The sequence below is a fragment of the Flavobacterium gilvum genome, assembly GCF_001761465.1.
Classification (GTDB): Bacteria; Bacteroidota; Bacteroidia; order Flavobacteriales; family Flavobacteriaceae; genus Flavobacterium; species Flavobacterium gilvum.
Window position 1 is genome coordinate 2013832 of record NZ_CP017479.1, and the last position, 21373, is coordinate 2035204.

Sequence of the window (21373 nt, forward strand, 5' to 3'; positions counted from 1 at the left end):
CAAATAATTTAAAATAAAAAATAGTATGGGATTAATGAAAGTTTTTTCGGGAAGTGAAATTTTGGCATTGGCTTTGCAAGAGAAAATAGAAGCTGCAGGTGTGGAGACTTTGGTGAAAAATAACATTCAATCGGCAAGGATGTCAGGTTTTCCAAATTCGGACTCAGCTGTTGAAGTGTTTATTGAAGAAAAGGATTTTGCAAAAGCTAATCCTGTCATCGAAGAATTCAGGTTGAGTATCTAATTAAATTAAAAGAATTTAATTTTTGAAGACCTTGAGGCTTAATGTATCAAGGTTTTTTTATGTAAAAAAGTACAATGAAAGAAGTAGAATATAAAATGATTGTTTTGGATATGGATGATACGTTGTTGACAGACGATCACACTATATCTGATGAGAATAAAGAAATGATTTTTAAGGCTCAGGAAAAAGGAGTTTATGTTGTTTTGGCTTCCGGAAGACCTACTTTGGCAATGACAAAATATGCCAAAGAACTGAAATTGGATTTTTATAATTCCTATATGCTCTCCTATAATGGCGCTGTAATTACCGATTTGAAAGAAGATAAAATTCTGTTTGAGCAAACTTTGACCAAAGAGCAAATTCACGAATTGTATGATTATAGTCAAAAAACAAATACACATATCATTACTTATGTAAATGATGAAATTGTTAGTGAAACCGACTCAGAATTTATTGAAATCGAAAAACACATTACAGGTTTGGCACACAATAAAGTAGATAATTTCAAGGATGCTGTGCAATCGAATGCGGTGAAATGTATTTTGCTTGAAGAGCCATCTTATTTAAAAAATGTTGAAGACGATTTGAAACAGGCTATGCCACATTTGAGTGTGTCTATGTCTAAGCCGTTTTTTCTTGAAGTGGCACAACAGGGAATTGACAAAGCGCATAGTTTGAAAAAATTGGCTAAGAAATTGGATATTCATCAGAGTGAAATCATTGCCGTTGGAAATGCAGGAAACGATTTAACCATGGTAGAATACGCTGGATTGGGTGTTTGGGTGGATAATGTGACACCTGAATTGAGAGATAAAGCAGATGTTATTGTGGCTTCGAATAATGATGATGGTGTTGCTGAAGTAATCAGACGGTTTATTTTGAATTAAATTCCAATCAGGTTTGGCTATTTACGTGCTAAATAACGACCGACTGCGTTAAACAGAAAAACAGTATATTTGCATACACAAAAAATTAAGTAAAGACGAAATGTGAAAAATAATTTCTTTTAGGTAAAACTAGGACAGCAACCGTTTTGTGGTTGTTGTGTTGTTTCATTTTAATAAAAGAAATTATGCTTATTCTTCAAAATATTTCATATACACACCCAAACAAAAATTTGCTGTTTTGTGATATCAATCTTACGGTAAATAAACACGAAAAGACAGCGTTAATAGGCAATAACGGAATTGGGAAATCCACACTTCTCAAAATTATTGCAAATGATCTTCAATATTCAGGCGGACTACAAAGTGCAGATGTTCAGCCTTATTATATTCCGCAAATTTTCGGTCAATACAATCATTTGACTATTGCTCAGGCGTTGAAAATTGATAAAAAACTCAATGCGCTGAAAGAAATTTTGAACGGAAATGTAACCGAAAAAAATTACTCGTTGCTTGACGATGATTGGACTATTGAAGACCGCTGCAATGACGCCTTGCAGCATTGGCAATTGGCCGATTTTTGCTTGTCGCAAAAGATGGAAACATTAAGTGGCGGACAGAAAACAAAAGTTTTTCTTGCGGGTATTTCGATTCATCAACCCGAATTGGTTTTGTTAGACGAGCCAAGTAATCATTTGGATATTTCTGGCAGACAACTTTTGTATGACTTTATCCAATCGACAAAAAGCACATTGATGGTTGTTAGCCACGACAAAAAATTACTCAATCTTTTGGACACCGTTTTTGAATTAAGCAAAAATGGAATTAAAGTTTATGGTGGTAATTATGATTTTTACAAAGTACAAAAGCAAGTTGAAAACAATGCTTTGAGTAAAGATATTCAAAGTAAGGAAAAATCATTGCGAAAAGCCAAAGAAAAAGAAAGAGAAACGATTGAAAGACTTCAAAAATTAGACAGTCGGGGAAAAGGCAAACAAGAAAAATCAGGTGTTGCCCGAATAATGATGAACACTTTGAGAAACAATGCCGAAAACAGCACTTCAAAAATAAAGAATGTTCACGCGGAAAAGATTGGAGGGATTTCTCAAGATTTACAGGAACTTCGTTCTTCTTTGCCTGAAATTGATAAAATTAAATTCGGTTTTGATAATTCAGCGTTGCACAAAGGGAAAATTTTGTTCGCGGCAACAAGCATCAATTTTGCTTACAGCGCACAACCGCTTTGGAAAAACAACATGGATTTTCAAATTTTAAGTGGTGAACGTATTGCTCTGAAAGGAACAAACGGTTCGGGAAAAACAACTTTGATAAAACTTATTTTAGGAAATATAGAACAGCAAACAGGAATAATTTATAGAGCAGAAAATAAATCAGTTTACATTGACCAAGATTATTCCTTGCTTGAAAATAAACTGAAAGTATACGAACAAGCTGAAGAGTTCAATATTTCTGCACTGCAGGAGCACGAAATCAAGATGAGGCTTAACCGTTTTTTGTTTTCCAAAGATGATTGGGACAAATCCTGTAGTGAGTTGAGTGGCGGAGAAAGAATGCGTTTGTTGCTTTGCTGTTTGACAATTAACAGCGAATCACCTGATATTATTATTCTGGACGAACCGACAAACAATTTAGATATTCAAAATGTTGAAATATTGACTACAGCCATAAACGAGTACCAAGGAACTTTGATTGTTGTATCTCATGATGAAACATTTTTGGGACAAATAAATATTGAACGTGCAATAGAACTCCCAAAATAAAAACCGTTTCGTAGTAAAACAAAACGGTTTATCGGGGGTAGGGGGGTAAGAGTGTAGGTTATTGAATATCAGTTATTTTTTGGCGACCGAAATAAAATAATTATTTCCGTCTCCCATTGTCAGTTTTACTCTTTCGTCACATACATCGATGACAAATTTTCCATTATCATAGCAAGTACAGGTGGTTTTCTTGTCTTTGGACATTTCGTTGTCACATTTACCCGTTTTATAACCAGTCAATTGAGGTGTGAAAAAAGAAACCAAATCGGTTGAAGCGGTTACAAGTGAAATGATGCTCGCCGAGTTGTCATTGGCAATTCTGTAAACGATTCTGTCTGTATAGTTTATGTTGTCTACTGTAACTTTTCGGATATAAGTATAGGCGGTTGAAGCTGCCTCAACTGATTTTTCTTCAAATTTGAAACCAAGACTTCTTACGTCAATATTGAATTTTTCCTGTGAATTATAGCTAGCCCAATTTGATAAAGTACTTATTGTTGGAAAAGGATTTTTAGTTGCTATCGTTGCAGGAGCTTGGGCATGAGCAAAAATAGTAATGAATAGTAGGGAGATTGTGAGACGGAATGATTTCATTTTTTTGTACTATTAAAATTTGACCTACTCTTTATGGTTTTCGGCAGTCCCATTAATTAATATTAAATAGATTTTTTTGTAAAATTTGATTTTTCGAAAGTCTATTAAAAAAATATAATGATGCAACGCCAATACCTTTATAAGTTCTTTATACAACTGATAAAATCATTTATTATTTCATTTTGGCAGAAAAAATTTTAGAAATAATCGATTTTCGAAATTTTGGAAGCATACAAGCGTTACCCTATTTTGGTAATGATGAAGGAAATGCCGTTTTAAAATCGTTTTTGGAGATGTGAAAATACTATTAAAATAGATAGAAACAAAACGGGAAAGAAAAAATAAAGCTTTTTTAATGTAGATTTCTATATCTGTTCCAATAGTAATATAACGTTGTAGTTATTTAACGATTGAAAATGATAGGAATATAAGCAATCAACGGTTTTATAGTGTTGATTTTTGTTTGTAAATTTGCGCACTTAAATTTTTTGACAACGATTTCATTAGTTTAAGGTAATTATGGAAAAAAGAAAAAAAGTAGCCTTTTATACCTTAGGCTGTAAACTGAACTTTTCAGAAACATCGACCATCGCACGTAATTTGGAAGATGAAGGTTTTGACCGCGTCGATTTTGAAGAAGTGGCCGATATGTATGTTATCAATACTTGTTCGGTTACAGAGAATGCCGATAAACAATTCAAACAAGTGGTTCGCAAGGCGATGAAGCTGAACGACAAAGCTTTTGTCGCTGCCGTGGGTTGCTACGCGCAATTGAAACCCGAAGAATTAGCCAATGTTGATGGAGTGGATTTGGTTCTTGGTGCCACCGAAAAATTCAAATTGGGGGATTATATCAATGATTTATCGAAGAATGATTTTGGAGAAGTGCATTCCTGTGAGATAGCCGAAGCCGATTTTTACGTTGGCAGTTATTCGATTGGGGACAGAACCCGTGCTTTTCTCAAAGTGCAGGACGGTTGCGATTATAAATGTACCTATTGTACAATTCCGCTTGCCAGAGGAATTTCGAGAAGTGATGCATTGGAAAATGTATTGAAGAATGCCTACGAAATTTCGAAACAAAATATAAAAGAAATTGTTTTGACCGGCGTAAACATTGGTGATTATGGCAAAGGAGAATTTGGGAACAAAAAACACGAACATACTTTTCTGGAATTAGTTCAGGCTCTTGACCAAGTAGAAGGAATCGAAAGGTTGCGTATTTCATCCATCGAACCTAATTTGTTGAAAAATGAAACCATCGAATTTGTGTCAAAAAGCAGAACTTTTGTGCCACATTTCCATATTCCGTTACAATCAGGAAGCAATGATATTTTGAAATTGATGAAACGCCGTTATTTGCGTGAAGTATATACGGAACGAGTGAATAAGATTCGCGAAGTAATGCCGGATGCCTGTATTGGTGTGGATGTGATTGTTGGTTTTCCTGGTGAAACCGATGAACATTTCCTAGAAACGTATCATTTCCTTAATGAATTGAATATTTCGTATCTGCATGTTTTCACGTATTCGGAGAGAGATAATACAGAAGCAGTCGAAATGGAAGGCGTTGTTCCTTCTAATGTCCGTGCCAAACGAAGCAAAATGCTAAGAGGTTTATCGGTGAAAAAACGCCGTGCTTTTTACGAAAGCCAGTTGGGAAGTACAAGAACTGTACTTTTTGAAGGAGAAAATAAAGAAGGCTATATTCACGGTTTTACCGAAAATTATGTAAAAGTAAAAACGCCTTGGAATCCGGAATTGGTAAATACGTTGCATGAAATCAATTTGACAAAAATCGATGAAGACGGCAGTGTGAGAATGGAGTTTGTCTCACAATTGGTTTAGTCCAATAAAAAATAAAATAATGAGAACTGCTTGGTTGTTTCAACTGAGCAGTTTTTTTATTGGTGACAATCCATACCATACATCTCGGACTAATTTTTAACCGCAAGGAGCGCAAAGGAAACGCTATGAATGCAAAGCTTAGCGAACTTTGCGTAATTCTTTGTGACCTTTGCGGTTAATTTTTTTGTCTGAAAGAAAAGCTCTTAATTCCGTGGCTCCAAAATATTACTTACTTTTTTAAACTCAATTTATAAATATTAGTTTCCAAAATTTCGGTATCGTTGTCTTCACAAAGAAGGAATTCAATTGTATCGGAGGAATTTTTGTAAACAGTCAGCCCTTCAAATTTGTGAGAATCACTGATTTTTTTGGTAAAAGTAATCTTCATGGTTTTGGCATCAATACAACCAATGAAACTTCCTAGAATTTCACCATCATTATAAGTAGAATCAGTGTCTTCGGCGGTAGCCAAAAAATAAATTTTATCATCAAGTGCAACAGCATCGGTGAAACTACTGCGAACTCCTTTTATTTTGGGTAATTTATAATTATTGGCAACGATGCTGAATTCGTTAATCAGGTTTTTGCCTTGAATGGTGAAGAGTACATTTTTACCCGATTTTCCGTTGCCTCTGTTTAATAAATACCATTCTTCACCAGTGTAAACAGCCCCTTCGATATTGAAATCTTCGGGTTTTATTTCGCCAAATTGTTGCATAACCGCATACAAATTGGTGAGTTCATCGTAGCTTATTTTTTTTTCGGCAGTGTTGATTTGAACCAATCTATTCCTTTTCTCTGTAGAACCCGAACCAAAAACATAGAGTGTATCGCCAAAATGTGTAATCGCCTCAAAATCGGGTTTGTCACTTTTTGCGATATTTTCGGTTGGGTTTTCTATCATTCCGTGGCGATGCAGGTCTTTGGAGTCGATATTGTATTCGTATAAAAAACCGCTATTGTCTCCTATGATAAATAAGTTATTGTCTTTGAAGATAAGCCCCGAAGCCGAACCGATTCCGATAATATGAAACAACAGTTCGAGTGTGAATTTTTCCATATAAGTTGTTTTGAAAATGTATGCCCTAGCCCGGATGGAAGTGGAAATCCTTTTGAAAAGAACTGCCATTTTTTCTTGTTCCGGCAAAGCGACCAACGGAAGCTCTTGCAAGGACTTAGAAAAAATAGCGGTTCTTGAAAAAGATTACAACGAACAGCCGGATTAAGCTCCTCAAAATTAGTCTTTTTTTGGAGGTCGTGAGAAATTGAGTCTTTATTTTGAAAAATAGAGTAAAAATCGGTTGGTTTTACAATTTGAAAGCATAAGCCACGCGAAGGGCAAATTGATCGGTATTATATTCAGTATAATTTTCATACCGTAAACTCACGTCAATGTATTTAGTCGCATATCCAATTCCTGGAACCCATAAATAGGTATTTTGGTTATAACCATTAGTGACAGCAATTCCGCCGCCAACTTCGCCTAATAGATAGAATTTATTTTTCCAAACAAAACCTTTAAACCCTGCTTTAATAGGAATAAAACCCAAATCTTTCATATCATTTCCTCTGAATAAATTAGTGAAACCAGTAGTTAAAGCAACTGAAGTTTTTTTGCTTAAATTATACTGAAGTCTTACGTCTCCTCCCAATGACCAGTTGTGAAAATCGTTGTTATAAGGCAGACCACCATTTAAGCCGAGTCCCAAACGGAAACCTTTTTCGTAAACTGTCGATTCTTTATTTGTTTCCTGAGCTTCTACATTCCCAACAAAAAATACTGAGATTGCTAATACGAGTAACATTTTCGTTTTTTTCATTCTAAAAATTTTAATTAATAATTTGAGGCGTATTGCTATTTAGTTTACAAATTGTAAGACTAATAACTTAAGGATATAAACCTGTAAATACTTGAATTATTATGTGATTAGTTGATTTTTAACCACAAGTCACACAAAAAAGGCACCAAGTTCATAGCTAATTTCTTTGCGTTTTTGATAGATATTAGGCACGCAAAGAAGCACAAGGATTACTAAACTTTGTGTTCATAATTCTCGCTTAGTGAACTTAGTAGCTAAGTTGGAAATATTAATTTTAACGAGTTTGAATGCAATTGAAAGGTTCTGATTATCTTTGCCGATTCAAATAGTACAAAATGACTTTTTCACAATACACCAAAGAATTCGCTTACAATATTAAACTTGCTTACCCTGTAATTCTGGGGATGCTCGGGCATACTTTGATAGGAATTGTGGATAATTATATGGTTGGGAATTTGGGTTCAACCGAGTTGGCGGCCGTTTCTTTGGGGAATAGTTTTATCTTTTTGGCATTGGCAATCGGGATTGGGTTTTCGACAGCAATAACGCCTTTGACCGCCGAAGCGGATGCCGAGAAAAACCAAAAGAAAATTAGGACTACCTTTCATCATGGATTGTTGCTGTGTACTGTTTTGGGCGTTTCGTTGTGTTTGGTGACGATGTTGTCCAAGCAATTGATGTACTTTATGGATCAGCCTGAAGCAGTAGTTGTGTTGGCGGCGCCATATATTGACTGGGTAGCTTTTTCACTGATTCCAGTTGTGATGTATCAAGGCTACAAACAGTTTGCAGACGGATTATCTTTGACTAAATATTCTATGTACGCTATTATTTTGGCAAATGTGGTGCATATATTTTTTAATTACGTATTGATTTATGGATTTTGGATTTTTCCAAAATTAGGAGTAATCGGTGCTGCTTTGGGAACTGTTATTTCCAGAATTATGATGGTGGTTTTCATGCATTATTTGATGAAACATAATGCTATTATGAAACCGTATTTTAAAAATTTTACTTTCAAAGAAATCAAAAAATCAATTGTAAAAAAAATAGTTGCGTTGGGAATTCCGTCGGCGATGCAAATGCTGTTTGAAGTGACATTGTTTACGGCGGCGATTTGGCTTTCTGGCACATTGGGAAAAAACAGCCAGGCGGCGAACCAAATTGCTTTGATAATGGCTTCGTCAACCTTCATGGTAGCGATGGGTTTGAGCGTTACGGCTATGATTCGGGTGAGTCATTCCAAAGGTTTGGCAGATTATAAAAACCTGATTGTTGTGGCACGTTCGATTTTTTTATTGGTTGTAATTGTTGAAACTTTTTTTGCTCTCGTTTTTGTTACGCTGCATAATTTTCTACCACATTTGTTTCTGAATATGGATGACCCAACCCAAGCGATTGACAACGCCGAAATTATTGGAATTACCTCAAAATTATTGTTGATTGCTGCCATTTTTCAGATTTCAGATGGAGTTCAGGTGGTGGTTTTAGGTGCCTTGAGAGGAATGCAGGACGTGAAAATTCCCATGTACATTACTTTTGTGGCGTATTGGATTGTAGGTTTCCCGATTTCTTTTTACTTAGGGAAATATACTGATTTGAAAGCGGTTGGGGTTTGGATTGGCCTTTTGGCAGGACTTACTGCTGCCGCGCTGTTTTTGTATATACGCTTTGCGAGGTTGACTAGGAAAATGGTTTTGGAGAAGGGAGAATAATGGATTTTTGTTTTAAATGAAAACTTTCAACAGATTCTTCACACTTTATACTTTGTTATTTAAAAAAGAGAATTTCAATAAAAAGTGTACTTTTACAGCCTTATATTAAAACAAACAAACGATGGAATTACCAAAATTTTTATTGGGAGACAATACAGATTTTCCGGATGATATTTTTATTATTCATTTGGATTATCCAAGATTTATCATCAACCTAAAGGATGATGAGGTTGAATTTATGGAAGAAGCCGAAGACCTTGATGAAGCCGAATTAAACGCCGAAATGGAAGGACTTATTGTTCAAGCTAATGAATTTTACGATAGAGAAATAGCTCGTTACGAGGAATAATACCAATTGTAGGAGATACATTATTAACCACAAAGTTCACAAAGATTTTCCAAAAAACTTTGTGAACTTTGTGGTTAAATTCTAATCACTTCTTCGTAACGATATAGTATATTCGAACCAATCGGTCGTTGTGTTTTTTGGCCTCTTTCGGTACGTGGTTCAAATCGATATATGAAACCTTTTCAAGATTGTAATTCTGAAATTCTTTTTTGGAGTTAATACTGTCAGTTTCCAAGACCAGTAAACCAAATTTATTCTCTGTAGGTAAGGTTAGTTTTTGAGTTTCTTCACTAAATAAAAGAGGAATACTGGAACCGTAATCCCAAATGATTTCGGGCGTAAATGAGTTTAATTCATAGGTTTTAACGCCAAGACTTTTTTCTTTTTCCCTAATGGCTTTCGCGCTAGCATAATCAGGATTCTTCAAAAGCAGGTTGGTAAAAGGTATTCCAAAAACCACCACCGCCACCTGAACAGCTATCACCGCATAAAACACTTTTGTGAAATTTTTGTTTTTGAGATTGGTAAACAAAACATACCCGATTGCAAATAAAGATAACGTCAATGCGATGAACCAAAATTTAAATCCGCTGATGTCTTTTTTTGCAATAAAGAAAATGGCAATCGGAATCGCAAAACAAATCAAGACGATAAGTCCAAAAGCAAAATAGATACTTGTTTTTTCTTTTTTCAGACTGATAGTTTTAAATTGATTTATCAGATATTCGATATAAAACCCTGTATTCAAAGCCATCGGAATCAAAACAGGTAATAAGTATCTTGATTTTTTTTCGGGTACTATCGAAAGCAAAACTACCGATGCCAATGTCCAGATTAAGGTAAATTGATAAGTTTTCAGATTACTAACTCTGGTTTTCAAATATGGATAAAGCAAGGCAATAAATGCGGGAACTGTCCAAATTCCGCTTTGGGTAAAAAAGCTCCAGTAATAGTAAAAGGGTTTGGTATTGTAGTTCCCCCAACGGCTACTTTCTATTTTGGTCACTTTTAAGTAGGTTTCCGGGTCGGTCCATTTTACATACAAAGGCCATGACAAACCGATGATTAAGCCTATCACAAGAACTAAAAAGAGATATAGTTTTTTGTCTTTTAGCTGAAATTTATAGGTGAATCCGTAAGCAATTAAGAAAGGTAAAAACAAAGCATAAACTGAAATGGGTCCTTTGCTTAAAAAAGAAAATCCAAAAAATAATCCCGCCATGACTGTATTGAAAAACGGTTTTTTTGCATCATTCAATAAATCCCATAAAAACAATATACAGATCACCATAAAGCTGTGGGTGTACATATCCCACTGATTGTCTCTTCCAGCAAAATAGATATAGAAAGAGGTAATCAAAATCAAACCGTTGTGAAAGCTTTGTTTTTTGGATAAACCCAATTTTTCAGAAAGTCTATAAACACCAAATACGAGCAGTAATGTGATTAATGCAACCGGAACACGCATTCCGTACATACTTTCAAAACCAAAAACAATTCCTGAAATGGCGGTTATCCATGTTGGCAATGGTGGTTTTTCGTAGCGAGGCAAATCATTTAGGGTGGTTAGAATCCAATGGTTATTGGTTACCATTTCTCTGGCCGTAATGAAGTTTCGGGATTCCATAATGTTGGTTTCGATAACATCCAAATGCGGGAAAAGCATCAAGCAGGCTACTATAAAAAGCCAAAAAGTATAATTATGAATTAATTTTGACATCTTTTTTTATGATTACTATATTTCTCGAATAAATGATTAATCCTATGGCGTGCCCCGCTAATAATACAGGGTCTCTACGGATTATGGCGTAAACAAAAATAATTAAAGAACCCGTCAAACTAATTATCCAAAAGCCCAATGGTAAAACGGAATCTTTTTTCTTTTCGGAATAAATCCATTGGTAAACAAAGCGCAATGTGAATAATACCTGCCCGATGATTCCTGTCCAAAGTAACCATTTTGGAATAGCCTCGTTTCGTAACAAATTGTCTAAATCATAGATGTTATTGTTGTAGCCGTACAAAACGATAAAAGCCGGAAATAACAGGATGAACCATCGGAGGGCGACATGAAGTTTTTTCCAATCATTTTGCAACTGAATGTTACGAATGTAAATGTAATAAGTAATAGTTTGCCCCAGCATAATAGAGAAATCATGGCGAAAATAACCATAAACAAATAGTAAAAAAGAAGCAAACAAACTGATTTCCCAAAATAAAATAGGGGTCAATACTTTTTTATTTTTTTCAGAAATAATCCATTGCAAAATCATTCTGCTCGAAAACAGTATCTGAGCAATGAATCCTATGGAATAAATGACGATGTTGTTCATTATCCTTGTTTTGCTACGCTATAATTGATGTACTTTTTCTTCATCCACAAATACGCAAAACAATCCTGTAATGGACCCAATAATCGGTTCCAAAGATTGAATTTGGATACTCCTGCTACTCTCGGGAAATGTCTTACTGGTGTTTGTTTTATTTTGCCATTTTGCAACAAAATCATGGCTGGTAAAAAACGGTGCAATCCGTTGAACATTGGTATTTTTTTTGCCATATCCGTACGGATTATTTTCAGGGGACAACCTGTGTCGTCCATACCATCATCCGTAAAAGCTCTTCGGATACCGTTGGCAATGGTCGAAGACATGTTTTTAGTAAAAGAATCTTTTCTGTTGGAACGAACTCCTGTAACTAAGTCATATTCTCCGGAAAATTCCATTAGAATATTAAAATCTTCTGGTGCAGTTTGCAAATCGGCATCAATATAACCCACCCACGGCGTATCGGCATAATCAAAACCGGCTTTGATGGCGGCGCTTAATCCAGTATTTTTTTCGAAAGAAATAAAAGTAAATTCGTCAGTGTCTTTGCAGATTTTTTCGATTAAAGTTTGACTGTTATCCTTGGATCCATCGTTGACAAACAGGATTTTAGTCTTTTTTTTAGAAACAGACAAAAACTGTTTCATTTCTTGGTGTACGCGGTCAAGATTGTCCTCTTCGTTATAGACAGGGATAATGATTGTTAATTCAAAGTTCATATTAGGGAAAGTTTCGACAAAAGTATTTTATTTTTAGTAAAAATGATTGATTTTATCACATTTGGTTTAATTTTTCGAAACTCTGCTTTGGTAAAGGAAAGTTTCAAACCAAAGCGTTAAACTCAGGTTAAGTGTTTATTTGCAAAAATTGTCCTGATACCATTTTACTTGTGCTTTTAGACCCTCGTACAGACTAGTTTTTGGGTCGTATCCCAATAATTTTCTTGCTTTGTCAATAACGGCTTTCGTTCTTAATTGGTCACCAGTTCTTGCTTCAACAATTTGCAATTCAATTTTTTTGTTCAAAATCTGCTCGACAATTTCGATTCCCTGTTGGGTTGTGTTTTCCTCTTCGGTGCCTAAGTTGATGATTTCATTATTAACAAGATCTTCTTTTCCAATCACGCTCACAACTCCATCAACGATATCTTGAACGTATGTAAAACTTCTTAAATGGCTTTCGCTTCCTTTGTACAAAGGGAAAGGAATATTGTTGAATGCATTAGCAATCAGTTTTGTGTATAATTTCTCTGGTCTTTCGCGCGGTCCGTAAACAGAATACAAACGTAAAGAACAGGCTTTCAAATGCCCTAATCTGCTGCTTGCCAATACCAATTGTTCGGCGGCCAATTTGGTAACACCATAAAAAGAAGCCGGTTTTGGGGTTTCGGATTCATCAAATGTGGCATGAATTCCATAAATTGATGAGGTGGCAATATTTACAAAGAGGGCTAGATTTTTATTTTTTAAGGCAAAATCAAGCAGGTTTTTGGTTCCGATCACATTGTTTCCCAGATAATCCTCAAAACTGGAAGTAACTGAAATGCCTGGTTGGGCCGCAAAATGGAAAATATATTCAAAATCAATTGGTAATGTTTGAAGCTGTTCTGCAAAACGTAAATCGATTTTTTCGATTCCGATTCCTTTTTCTGTCAAAGCATTTGCATTGAGCTGTTTCAAAGACACATCATAATAATCTGAAAAGTTATCCAAACCTACTACTTCATGTCCCATTGATTGCAGGTGTTCAGCTGTATGCGATGCAATATATCCAGCGGCCCCCGTAATTAATATTTTCATATTTTCTGCTTTAATTATTTTATTGGCTTAAAGCCAGTTTTTTAAAAGATTCAACTTTGAGGAGTCATAAAATAATGACCAAAAATATTGTTTTAATAAAAGAAAAAAAACAAACATTTTGTTATTATTGTGAATTTTCTAAAAGACAAAAATAAGAAAAATAGACTAATTCTATTTATTGTTAAAGCAATTTTAAAAAAGTAGGAACATGGCAATTAAATAATCTTTATAATTTTGGCTAATTTTATTTGTTTTGTATTAGTCAAGATTTAGTCATAATTTTTAAAATAATTATCCAATACTATTTGCGCTGCCGCAAAAGGAGAAATGGTGTTGTTTTGAACCTCTTTTTTTGTAGATTCCAATAATTCAGTAATTTTTGGCTGATTGTAGAAATGCGTTTTTAATTGTTGGTCAATGGTTTCTATCATCCAGAAAAGATTTTGTTCCTTTCTTTTTTCTTCGAAATAATGATTAGCATTAACCAATTCAAAATAATTCGAAATTGTCTGCCAAATTGTATCAATTCCTTCTTTGGTCAATGCACTGCAGGTTGCGGTAGTCGGAATCCATCCTGATTTTTTTTTAGGAAAAAGATGCAAAGCCCTGTTGAATTCAACTTTGGCCAAATTTGCTTTTTTAACGTTATCTCCATCGGCTTTGTTGATCATGACAGCATCGACCATTTCCATGATACCGCGTTTGATGCCTTGAAGTTCGTCGCCTGCACCAGCAATTTTTAGTAGTAAAAAGAAATCAACCATACTGTGAACGGCAGTTTCGCTTTGTCCCACACCAACGGTTTCTATTAGAATAACATCAAATCCACAAGCTTCGCAAAGAGTTATAGATTCTCGGGTTTTTCGCGCAACTCCACCCAAGTTTTCCCCAGATGCCGATGGTCGAATGAATGCATTTTTGTGTTTTACCAATTCCTCCATTCGGGTTTTATCTCCCAGAATGCTTCCGTGCGAAATCGTACTGCTAGGATCAACAGCAAGCACGGCAACTTTTTTGCCTAAATCTGTTAGATGTTTACCAAAAACTTCTATAAAAGTACTTTTTCCAACGCCTGGAACTCCTGTAATTCCAATACGAATTGATTTATTAGCATGTGGCAAACATGCATTGATGATTTGATTTGCTTTCTCCTGATGTAGTGGGTTTGTGCTTTCAATTAAAGTAATGGCACGGCTGAGTGCAGTTGTATTTCCTTTCAAAATCCCATCAATCAATTCTTTTGTTGGAGGCTGTTTCTTTCTGGATTTTTTAATTTGGTCAATAGCATGAGAATTGGTTATTTCTGGTAGCGAAATACCTTCTTTTTCATTCAAAGCGCTTGATTTTGATTTTCGGATGGACAAAATGATAGTTTTTTTTGATACGTAAAAGTAATCAAAACAAAAACAGTTTCAAAAGACGAACTCCTGAAACTGTTCAGGTGTTAAACATTGTTTAACAGCGTTGGCTTTCAATTTAAACTATTGGTTCTGTGTTAAGAATTTTTTTAGTGGTATTTTTGCAGTCAATTTGGCGCTATGTATAACATTATTATAATCTTCGTTTGTTTGTTGCTTGGACTTCTTTTGCAAAAAGTAAAGCGATTTCCAACAAATGCTTACAAACTGTTTAATCACATAGTTATTTATTTTTGCCTTCCTTCATTAGCCCTGTTTTTTATACCGAAGATTCAGTTAGACAGTCATTTATTATATCCGATAGCGGTAAGTTGGATTGGTTTTACTACATCCATTTTGTTTTTTTCTTTTTTAGGTTGGAAATTAAAATGGTCTCGAAAACTGACAGGGTGCATGATTATGACTGCAGGTTTTAGCAATACTTCTTTTTTAGGTTTTCCTATAATTCAGGCTTTGTATGGTGAAGAAGGATTAAAAATGGCTATTTTGGTAGATCAGCCTGGAACATTTGTTGTACTTTCTACTTTAGGAGTTTTTATCGCTACATATTATTCTACAGGTAGTGCAAATGGATTGCAGATTATAAAAAAAATACTTTTTTTTCCGCCTTTTATTGCTTTTCTACTGGCTTGTTTTATGAATGTATTTCATTATGATTTTCATGAATTCATTCAGTTCTCCTTACAAAAAGTGGGAAGTATAATGACTCCATTGGCAATGCTTTCGGTGGGTTTACAATTGCAATTTGATAAGAAAAGCAAGCATTTTAAATTTTTGCGTTTGGGACTTTTATATAAATTAATACTCACTCCAGCTTTGATTTATTTATTGTATGTTGTGATTTTGAATCAACATTCAACAATGATTAAAGTTTCTGTGATGGAAGCTGCTATGGCTCCAATGATTTCATCAAGTATTATTGCTTCTTCTTATGGATTAAAACCCAGATTGTGTAGTATGATGATAGGTTTTGGAATACCATTGTCATTTATAACATTAATCTTTTGGGGGCTTTTGATGCGTTTTATTTAAATGGATTTTTTTTTTAACATATAGTTCATATAAGTTTTTGTTTAGATTTTTTTTTTTTTTTTGACACTATTTATAAGGTTATAAAAGAATAAAATAGGTGTTTTGTGCTTTTATGGGTTTTCTTTTGCTGAAGAGATTTTATGAAGAGAGTATTTTAAATAATCTTTTTTGACTTATATGTTAAAATTAAAGTAATCTTTCGTTTTCCTATTTGTCTAAATTAATTGTTATAATTAATTTATTTTTAGAATATTATATTAAAAGAGAAGTTTTTTTGATTAATTTTATTGTTCTAAACTTAATTAAATAGATAGAATTATGGGAACATTACGATTAGGAGACACTGCTCCGGATTTTAAAGCAGAAACATCAATGGGTACTATACAATTTCATGAATGGCTTGGCGATTCTTGGGGAGTGTTGTTTTCTCATCCGGCAGATTTTACTCCAGTTTGTACCACTGAATTAGGTACTGTGGCCAATTATTATCCTGAATTTGAAAAAAGAAATACAAAAGTCATTGCTTTAAGTGTTGATGGATTGCAGTCACATTTGGAATGGATAAAAGACATCAATGAGACTCAAAATACAACGGTAAATTTCCCGATTATTGCTGACGAAAACAGGGAAGTGGCTATGCTTTACGATATGATTCATCCTAATGCAAGCGAAAAATTTACTGTTCGTTCGGTATTTGTTATTGGAAGCGATAAGAAAATTAAATTAACATTGACTTACCCAGCTTCGACAGGAAGAAATTTTGAAGAATTGCTTAGGGTTATTGATAGCCTGCAATTGACGGCAAATTATAGTGTGGCAACTCCTGCTAACTGGAAACATGGTGGAGATGTAGTTATTGTTCCTGCCATTCCAGATAGTGATATTCCCAGTAAATTCCCAAAAGGACATACTCCGATAAAACCTTATTTGAGAATGACCCCGCAACCAAATTTATAAAAAGTTGATTTTTTTGCACATTCATAAGAAAACAAATATTTTTTTGTAAAATGTGTTTTTATTACAAGAGACAAACCCCGGAATTACTCAAAAAGAGTCAAAGATGGGGTTTTCTTTTAAAATTAGTTTTGGTACTAAAATCGACAGTATTTAATTTCATTTTTGTTTTCTTATTTTTTATTCTATCGAATGTAATATTCGATTTCTTTCTAAGAAATGATTACTTATACCTGTTTTTCTTCTCACAATAACTACCTTATTAAACCGAGATAATACTCTAAAATTTTATCTTAGTGTCTTTTGATTATTAATCATTGTAATCGTTACTAGTAAATTTACTTCATATTCCCCATTTTGAAATTTACTGCATCTGTAATCATTTGAGTTTTCAAATTTTGTAGATCAAATGTTGTCATTGATGCTTTTTCAAAGACTAGTATTATTTCCATTCTTAAAAATTAGAAGAAATTTTTTTTCTGTTTTAATAGTCCAAACCTTTTTTATTGAATAAATACACTTCACGACAAATTTTTTTGAAAGGCTCTGGAGAAGTGAATTTTCTTCAATTTTACCGTGTTATCACGTAGAACTAGTGCTACTTATCTTAAGTGTATTATACTACATATGGTTGTTTTTTAGTGATTTAAATTTGCATGATTTTAAAACGTATATATGAATACAAAAAACACCACTTCTTTAATGTTAGTAGTATTAATAACTTTATTCTCTTCAATTTTAATGGAGACCAATTTGTTAATACAAAGAAATTATATCTGAAATATTTTTAAAATCAATTTTACTCAATGTTTAAAAATGGATTTGAGTTAATTGTTTTTTAATAAAAATCAAATTATCAAAATAAATGATTCTAATGAAAAAACTAAAATTTTCAAAAGCATGATTTTGATAGGTTTGTTTTCAGGTCTAGCAACGTAAGGGTAAGTAAAAATTAGAAATAATTCTACAAAGGTAAATTCAAATGTCTATCTGGAAGTCGAGGCAGCTAACGGAAGTATGTTTTCTGTTAGTAAAGGCAAAGGTAAAGTAACTATCAAAAACGGTTCGGAGAGTGATGGTTAAGTTTTAACTTCAGATTCTAATGGTGTGGCTACCGGGATGCTGGAGTTGTTTACCACTATTAAGCGCGTAGGTTCAGATATATCGTCCAATAATGTCATCATTAATGGAGATTCTATAACTATAGACGATTCGGCTGCGTCTTATGGTGCTGTAACAATAGTTGGAGCAAACGTAGGTTATCAGGTTATGCACAGTACATCATGAGGGATGTGGTATACTATTTCAAAATTGCAGATTTAATTTGATTGTTATTGGTTGGTTATCAGTGATTTAATTGAATTGTAAAATGAGTATTAATGAGACTAAGATAGGATCTTTTAGAACCAAAAAAATTAGAAAAATGAATTTAAATTTTAAAACAGTTTTAGTAATTGCGGTTTTTAGTTTTGCAAAAAGCTTTGCCCAAGTTGGAATACAAGGTAATAATCCGGATAAATCGGCGGTTCTGGATCTTAATGCAAACAACAAGGGGCTATTGATACCACGTATTTCTTTAGCATCCACCAGCGATATAACGGGAATAGCTGGAGGCAATCCGGCTCAGTCGTTATTAGTGTATAATACAAATGGCAGTATTACTGGTACAAATGCGGCTGGTACAGGATATTATTATTGGGATGTTAACATCTGGAAAAAGATGATTGTCAAAGATGATATAGCCATATCTAATGACTGGGCATTGCTTGGTAATGCAGGCACAAGTCCTACAACTAATTTTGTGGGAACAACAGACGTTCAGGATCTCGTTTTTAAGACAGGTAACAAGGGTGCCGCAAGAATTACTTCTACGGGAAATTATACCATAGGGTATGGAGCGGGTACTGCCGGTACGGCCAATGTTGCAACAGTCGCATCCTCCACAAGCGGTTCTACAACTACACAACAAAATGCTGTCCTTACGGTAGAAGGAGGAGACGTTTCCATTAATGGTCTTACTGTTGGTAAAGGAGGAGGGCAATTTCCATCTAATACAGTATTAGGATATCAAACCTTGTACAACAATAAAACAGGCGGTTTGTCTAATGTGGCCGTTGGGGAACAGAGCATGTATTCAAATACGACAGGCGTATCGAATGTGGCGGTTGGTCGTCAATCGTTATTTGCCAATGCGATAGGTAGTGGTAATAGTGGGTCAGGATTAAGAGCTTTATACAGTAATACTACAGGAAGTTACAATGTAGCAAATGGATTTAATTCTTTGTATCAAAATACTATAGGTAGTAACAACACGGCTATTGGTAATTCCTCTTTGTATTCATTTACTGTAGGGGATAATAACGTTGCATTAGGAAACAAAGCAGGTTATTTCCAAAATTCAGGTAGTTACAATATCGTAATTGGATCTGTTCCTGACAGTGATGGTTTGAATCTTACTAACAAATCGGGCTCAAACCAGTTAAATATTGGTAATACCATTTTCGGCACGGGCATAAATTCTAACACCGTAGGTGCGGGAAATATAGGTATTGGTACTGCCGCTCCGGGAACAAAACTTGAAGTAAACAACGGCACTACTGCCGGTGCTATTAAAATTGTTGATGGTACACAAGGTGTTGGAAAGGTTTTAACCTCTGATGCTGACGGGGTGGGGACATGGATTTCTGGGTACCAACGGCCTGCGACACCTCAAGCGCTTTCAGCTGGTACAGGTACATTTACGCTTAATATGTCAACAGGGGGGCAGAAATATTCAATTCCCGGTTTGAAAACAATTACAGTTACTCAAGCCGGTCTCTATAATGTTTCATGGGACTGTAATTCTTTTGGAACGATTACCGGGAGGTATTTGGTAATGCTGGACTGTCCGGCTAACTCATTTTCTGAATATATGGGAGATTTTATTGATGATGCTTATTCAAATCGAAGACGATCGTCTAGAATGACACTCTATTTACTTCCAGGAACTTATACATTTACCCTCTATGCAGATACAACAGGATCTCTTTCTGTTACCGGTTACGCATTTAATGTAGCCATAAGAAGCCTGTAAATTTTGCAAAACACGTTTTATGTAGCAGGTCCTTTGACTGAAATTAAGTGTGATGACTGGTTTATAATAGGAAAAGAATTCTATTAAATCTTTAAAAGAAAAACAGGCAATGACTCAAAAATTAACTTCAAAAATGAATTGTTACTGCTGTAGGTTTTGTTGAGCTTTGCCTATGGTTGGAGTCAGTCGGGAAGCTTCGGGAACGCTTACATTTTCAACGGCGTGCAGACTGCTGTGCATGGGACAATTTAAGTTTCCTTAGTGGCGGCAACGGCTTTTTGCCAGGAATAATGGGTATTGGCCGTACCTCACCCAAAGGGCATTTTGCCTTCATAGATGGAACTACTTGGAGCGATGCTTCAAATACAGCCATGTTGATGGCTACGTGAGAACTTACCAGACAGTGAAGTTCATATTTCCGATAGGGGTAACTGCAATTATAATTCGGCGGCCTTTTCTTCGGCTTCGCTTGCCTCACCTTCGGAGGAGCTCCGAATCGTCAACTAATTGTTGATTTCTATAAACATTTCGCCACTCTGTGGCTCTCTTTTTTGATGAAATTAGTATTATCAAGCTCTGTTAGGAGCGTCATGTTTGTAGAAAATAGGATTATCAGGTTTTATAATTATAGGACTTCCCATTTTAAAATAGGTTTTTATTTAAAGCAGCAAACCTCGAAATTGCTTAAAATAGCAAAAACGAGGTTTCTATTGTTTAGAATTAGTTTCTGAAAGATAGTAAGTCTTAAATTGATTGTTTTTATTTGGGAGATTAATTTCGGTCTCTTTTAATTCAACAAAGATCTCCTTACGACGACATTCACTTGTTTAATATGTTTCTCTTTTTTTGTTAAACTAAATTATGAATTTTTGCGTACTGCAGTAACATTACAGTTTTAGCGTCTTTTATTTCACCAGATGCAATCATGGAATAAGCTTGTTCAAAAGGGAGTTCTATTACTTCGATATGCTCCTGCTCGGCATCAAGTCCGCCTCCTTTGCTTACTTTCATTGATTCATTGTATTCGCCCACAAATAAATACAGAATTTCTGTTACGGCTCCGGGTGACATAAAAGTTTCGAAGATTTTTTTGACTGTTGGAATGCGGTAACCTGTTTCTTCTTCGGTTTCCCGAATGATGCATTGTTCTGGATTGTCCTGATCCAAAAGTCCTGCGCAAACTTCAATCATCATTCCTGTTTTATTTCCGTTGAGATATGATGGCAAACGAAATTGACGCGTCAAAATAACTGTTTTTTGACTAGGGTTATAAAGTAAAATTGCAGCACCGTTTCCTCGGTCATACACTTCCCGAATATGGGTTTCCGGCTTGCTGTCTTCTTGTAAATAATCGTATGTCACTTTGTTTAGGATATACCAATTGTCTGAAAGTAATTCGGTTTTTTGAATAGATATCTTAGGGTCTCTCATTTGATTTTTATTTTACCGCAAATTCGCAAATTAATTTCACTTCGACCTGTTTAATTTACTAATTTGAGCTTGATATTTATAAGTATGATTTTAAATAAAAAGTG

The 21373-nt window shown here is 34.7% G+C and carries 20 protein-coding genes; 11 read left to right on the top strand and 9 right to left on the bottom strand.

Features of this window, described 5'->3' with window-relative positions; translation table 11 throughout:
• Positions 1–25 precede the first annotated feature (25 nt).
• From EM308_RS08560 to EM308_RS08570, 3 genes are all read left to right on the top strand, one after another.
• Positions 26–244 (top strand): putative signal transducing protein, encoded by a 219-nt coding sequence (locus EM308_RS08560; RefSeq protein ID WP_035637937.1) that lies wholly within the window; start codon positions 26–28, stop codon positions 242–244.
• Between the two features lie 74 nt (positions 245–318).
• Positions 319–1131: a Cof-type HAD-IIB family hydrolase gene (locus tag EM308_RS08565; RefSeq protein ID WP_035637939.1), complete on the top strand. Its 813-nt coding sequence runs from the start codon at positions 319–321 to the stop codon at positions 1129–1131.
• A gap of 185 nt (positions 1132–1316) precedes the next feature.
• Entirely contained in the window at positions 1317–2909 is a 1593-nt protein-coding gene (locus EM308_RS08570) for an ABC-F family ATP-binding cassette domain-containing protein (protein WP_035637941.1), read from the top strand.
• Positions 2910–2981: 72 nt separating this feature from the next.
• On the opposite strand, the gene EM308_RS08575 is transcribed toward EM308_RS08570, so the two are convergent.
• Positions 2982–3503 (bottom strand): hypothetical protein, encoded by a 522-nt coding sequence (locus EM308_RS08575; protein ID WP_035637943.1) that lies wholly within the window; start codon positions 3501–3503, stop codon positions 2982–2984.
• 519 nt (positions 3504–4022) lie between these two features.
• On the opposite strand from EM308_RS08575, the gene mtaB reads away from it, so the two are divergent.
• Positions 4023–5351, top strand: coding sequence for a tRNA (N(6)-L-threonylcarbamoyladenosine(37)-C(2))-methylthiotransferase MtaB (gene mtaB / locus EM308_RS08580; RefSeq protein WP_035637944.1), 1329 nt, complete (start codon positions 4023–4025; stop codon positions 5349–5351).
• A 229-nt stretch (positions 5352–5580) separates the two neighbouring features.
• Here the strand turns inward: mtaB and EM308_RS08585 are convergent, their stop codons facing one another.
• Positions 5581–6411: a DUF6929 family protein gene (locus EM308_RS08585; RefSeq protein WP_035637945.1), complete on the bottom strand. Its 831-nt coding sequence runs from the start codon at positions 6409–6411 to the stop codon at positions 5581–5583.
• Positions 6412–6427: 16 nt separating this feature from the next.
• Between EM308_RS08585 and EM308_RS18065 the strand changes: the two genes are divergently transcribed.
• The gene (locus tag EM308_RS18065) at positions 6428–6577 is read left to right on the top strand and encodes a hypothetical protein (protein ID WP_156101360.1); all 150 of its coding nucleotides are present in this window, start codon (positions 6428–6430) and stop codon (positions 6575–6577) included.
• A gap of 81 nt (positions 6578–6658) precedes the next feature.
• On the opposite strand, the gene EM308_RS08590 is transcribed toward EM308_RS18065, so the two are convergent.
• The gene (locus EM308_RS08590) at positions 6659–7171 is read right to left on the bottom strand and encodes a hypothetical protein (protein WP_035637946.1); all 513 of its coding nucleotides are present in this window, start codon (positions 7169–7171) and stop codon (positions 6659–6661) included.
• Between the two features lie 335 nt (positions 7172–7506).
• Here EM308_RS08590 and EM308_RS08595 point away from each other — a divergent pair, with 335 nt between their 5' ends.
• Both EM308_RS08595 and EM308_RS08600 read left to right on the top strand, forming a co-directional pair.
• On the top strand, positions 7507–8886 hold the full coding sequence (locus tag EM308_RS08595) for an MATE family efflux transporter (protein WP_035637948.1): 1380 nt from the start codon (positions 7507–7509) through the stop codon (positions 8884–8886).
• A gap of 121 nt (positions 8887–9007) precedes the next feature.
• Positions 9008–9235, top strand: a complete 228-nt coding sequence (locus tag EM308_RS08600) for a hypothetical protein (RefSeq protein ID WP_035637950.1) — start codon at positions 9008–9010, stop codon at positions 9233–9235.
• 85 nt (positions 9236–9320) lie between these two features.
• Here the strand turns inward: EM308_RS08600 and EM308_RS08605 are convergent, their stop codons facing one another.
• The 5 genes from EM308_RS08605 to meaB all read right to left on the bottom strand — a co-directional run bounded on the left by EM308_RS08605 (position 9321) and on the right by meaB (position 14725).
• Entirely contained in the window at positions 9321–10955 is a 1635-nt protein-coding gene (locus tag EM308_RS08605) for an ArnT family glycosyltransferase (RefSeq protein ID WP_035637952.1), read from the bottom strand.
• Positions 10936–11568 carry a lipid-A-disaccharide synthase N-terminal domain-containing protein gene (locus EM308_RS08610; protein WP_035637954.1) on the bottom strand — a complete coding sequence of 211 codons (633 nt, stop codon included), beginning with the start codon at positions 11566–11568 and terminating at the stop codon, positions 10936–10938. The genes EM308_RS08605 and EM308_RS08610 overlap by 20 nt, the downstream gene beginning before the upstream one ends.
• Positions 11568–12281, bottom strand: a complete 714-nt coding sequence (locus EM308_RS08615; RefSeq protein WP_035637956.1) for a glycosyltransferase family 2 protein — start codon at positions 12279–12281, stop codon at positions 11568–11570. Before EM308_RS08615 ends, EM308_RS08610 begins: the two co-directional genes overlap by 1 nt.
• A gap of 135 nt (positions 12282–12416) precedes the next feature.
• On the bottom strand, positions 12417–13361 hold the full coding sequence (locus tag EM308_RS08620) for an NAD-dependent epimerase/dehydratase family protein (RefSeq protein ID WP_035637958.1): 945 nt from the start codon (positions 13359–13361) through the stop codon (positions 12417–12419).
• A gap of 269 nt (positions 13362–13630) precedes the next feature.
• Positions 13631–14725, bottom strand: coding sequence for a methylmalonyl Co-A mutase-associated GTPase MeaB (meaB, locus tag EM308_RS08625; protein ID WP_035637959.1), 1095 nt, complete (start codon positions 14723–14725; stop codon positions 13631–13633).
• A gap of 174 nt (positions 14726–14899) precedes the next feature.
• Here meaB and EM308_RS08630 point away from each other — a divergent pair, with 174 nt between their 5' ends.
• The 4 genes from EM308_RS08630 (at position 14900) to EM308_RS08640 (ending at position 19838) form a co-directional block, all read left to right on the top strand.
• Positions 14900–15811, top strand: coding sequence for an AEC family transporter (locus EM308_RS08630; RefSeq protein ID WP_035637961.1), 912 nt, complete (start codon positions 14900–14902; stop codon positions 15809–15811).
• A gap of 318 nt (positions 15812–16129) precedes the next feature.
• Positions 16130–16768 (top strand): peroxiredoxin, encoded by a 639-nt coding sequence (locus EM308_RS08635; RefSeq protein ID WP_035637963.1) that lies wholly within the window; start codon positions 16130–16132, stop codon positions 16766–16768.
• Positions 16769–17872: 1104 nt separating this feature from the next.
• On the top strand, positions 17873–18052 hold the full coding sequence (locus EM308_RS18070) for a hypothetical protein (RefSeq protein WP_156101361.1): 180 nt from the start codon (positions 17873–17875) through the stop codon (positions 18050–18052).
• A 136-nt stretch (positions 18053–18188) separates the two neighbouring features.
• Complete coding sequence (locus EM308_RS08640; RefSeq protein ID WP_070261816.1) at positions 18189–19838, top strand: autotransporter outer membrane beta-barrel domain-containing protein; 1650 nt, start codon at positions 18189–18191, stop codon at positions 19836–19838.
• An 849-nt stretch (positions 19839–20687) separates the two neighbouring features.
• Here EM308_RS08640 and nudK read toward each other — a convergent pair.
• The gene (gene nudK / locus EM308_RS08645; RefSeq protein WP_035637967.1) at positions 20688–21269 is read right to left on the bottom strand and encodes a GDP-mannose pyrophosphatase NudK; all 582 of its coding nucleotides are present in this window, start codon (positions 21267–21269) and stop codon (positions 20688–20690) included.
• Positions 21270–21373 lie beyond the last annotated feature (104 nt).

What these genes read in the sequence shown, in the direction of transcription:
- EM308_RS08560 (WP_035637937.1), top strand. Translation starts at nt 26, where the DNA reads ATGGGATTAATGAAAGTTTTTTCGGGAAGTGAAATTTTGGCATTGGCT.
- EM308_RS08565 (WP_035637939.1), top strand. Translation starts at nt 319, where the DNA reads ATGAAAGAAGTAGAATATAAAATGATTGTTTTGGATATGGATGATACG.
- EM308_RS08570 (WP_035637941.1), top strand. Translation starts at nt 1,317, where the DNA reads ATGCTTATTCTTCAAAATATTTCATATACACACCCAAACAAAAATTTG.
- EM308_RS08575 (WP_035637943.1), bottom strand. Translation starts at nt 3,503, where the DNA reads ATGAAATCATTCCGTCTCACAATCTCCCTACTATTCATTACTATTTTT.
- mtaB (WP_035637944.1), top strand. Translation starts at nt 4,023, where the DNA reads ATGGAAAAAAGAAAAAAAGTAGCCTTTTATACCTTAGGCTGTAAACTG.
- EM308_RS08585 (WP_035637945.1), bottom strand. Translation starts at nt 6,411, where the DNA reads ATGGAAAAATTCACACTCGAACTGTTGTTTCATATTATCGGAATCGGT.
- EM308_RS18065 (WP_156101360.1), top strand. Translation starts at nt 6,428, where the DNA reads ATGTATGCCCTAGCCCGGATGGAAGTGGAAATCCTTTTGAAAAGAACT.
- EM308_RS08590 (WP_035637946.1), bottom strand. Translation starts at nt 7,171, where the DNA reads ATGAAAAAAACGAAAATGTTACTCGTATTAGCAATCTCAGTATTTTTT.
- EM308_RS08595 (WP_035637948.1), top strand. Translation starts at nt 7,507, where the DNA reads ATGACTTTTTCACAATACACCAAAGAATTCGCTTACAATATTAAACTT.
- EM308_RS08600 (WP_035637950.1), top strand. Translation starts at nt 9,008, where the DNA reads ATGGAATTACCAAAATTTTTATTGGGAGACAATACAGATTTTCCGGAT.
- EM308_RS08605 (WP_035637952.1), bottom strand. Translation starts at nt 10,955, where the DNA reads ATGTCAAAATTAATTCATAATTATACTTTTTGGCTTTTTATAGTAGCC.
- EM308_RS08610 (WP_035637954.1), bottom strand. Translation starts at nt 11,568, where the DNA reads ATGAACAACATCGTCATTTATTCCATAGGATTCATTGCTCAGATACTG.
- EM308_RS08615 (WP_035637956.1), bottom strand. Translation starts at nt 12,281, where the DNA reads ATGAACTTTGAATTAACAATCATTATCCCTGTCTATAACGAAGAGGAC.
- EM308_RS08620 (WP_035637958.1), bottom strand. Translation starts at nt 13,361, where the DNA reads ATGAAAATATTAATTACGGGGGCCGCTGGATATATTGCATCGCATACA.
- EM308_RS08630 (WP_035637961.1), top strand. Translation starts at nt 14,900, where the DNA reads ATGTATAACATTATTATAATCTTCGTTTGTTTGTTGCTTGGACTTCTT.
- EM308_RS08635 (WP_035637963.1), top strand. Translation starts at nt 16,130, where the DNA reads ATGGGAACATTACGATTAGGAGACACTGCTCCGGATTTTAAAGCAGAA.
- EM308_RS08640 (WP_070261816.1), top strand. Translation starts at nt 18,189, where the DNA reads ATGAATTTAAATTTTAAAACAGTTTTAGTAATTGCGGTTTTTAGTTTT.
- nudK (WP_035637967.1), bottom strand. Translation starts at nt 21,269, where the DNA reads ATGAGAGACCCTAAGATATCTATTCAAAAAACCGAATTACTTTCAGAC.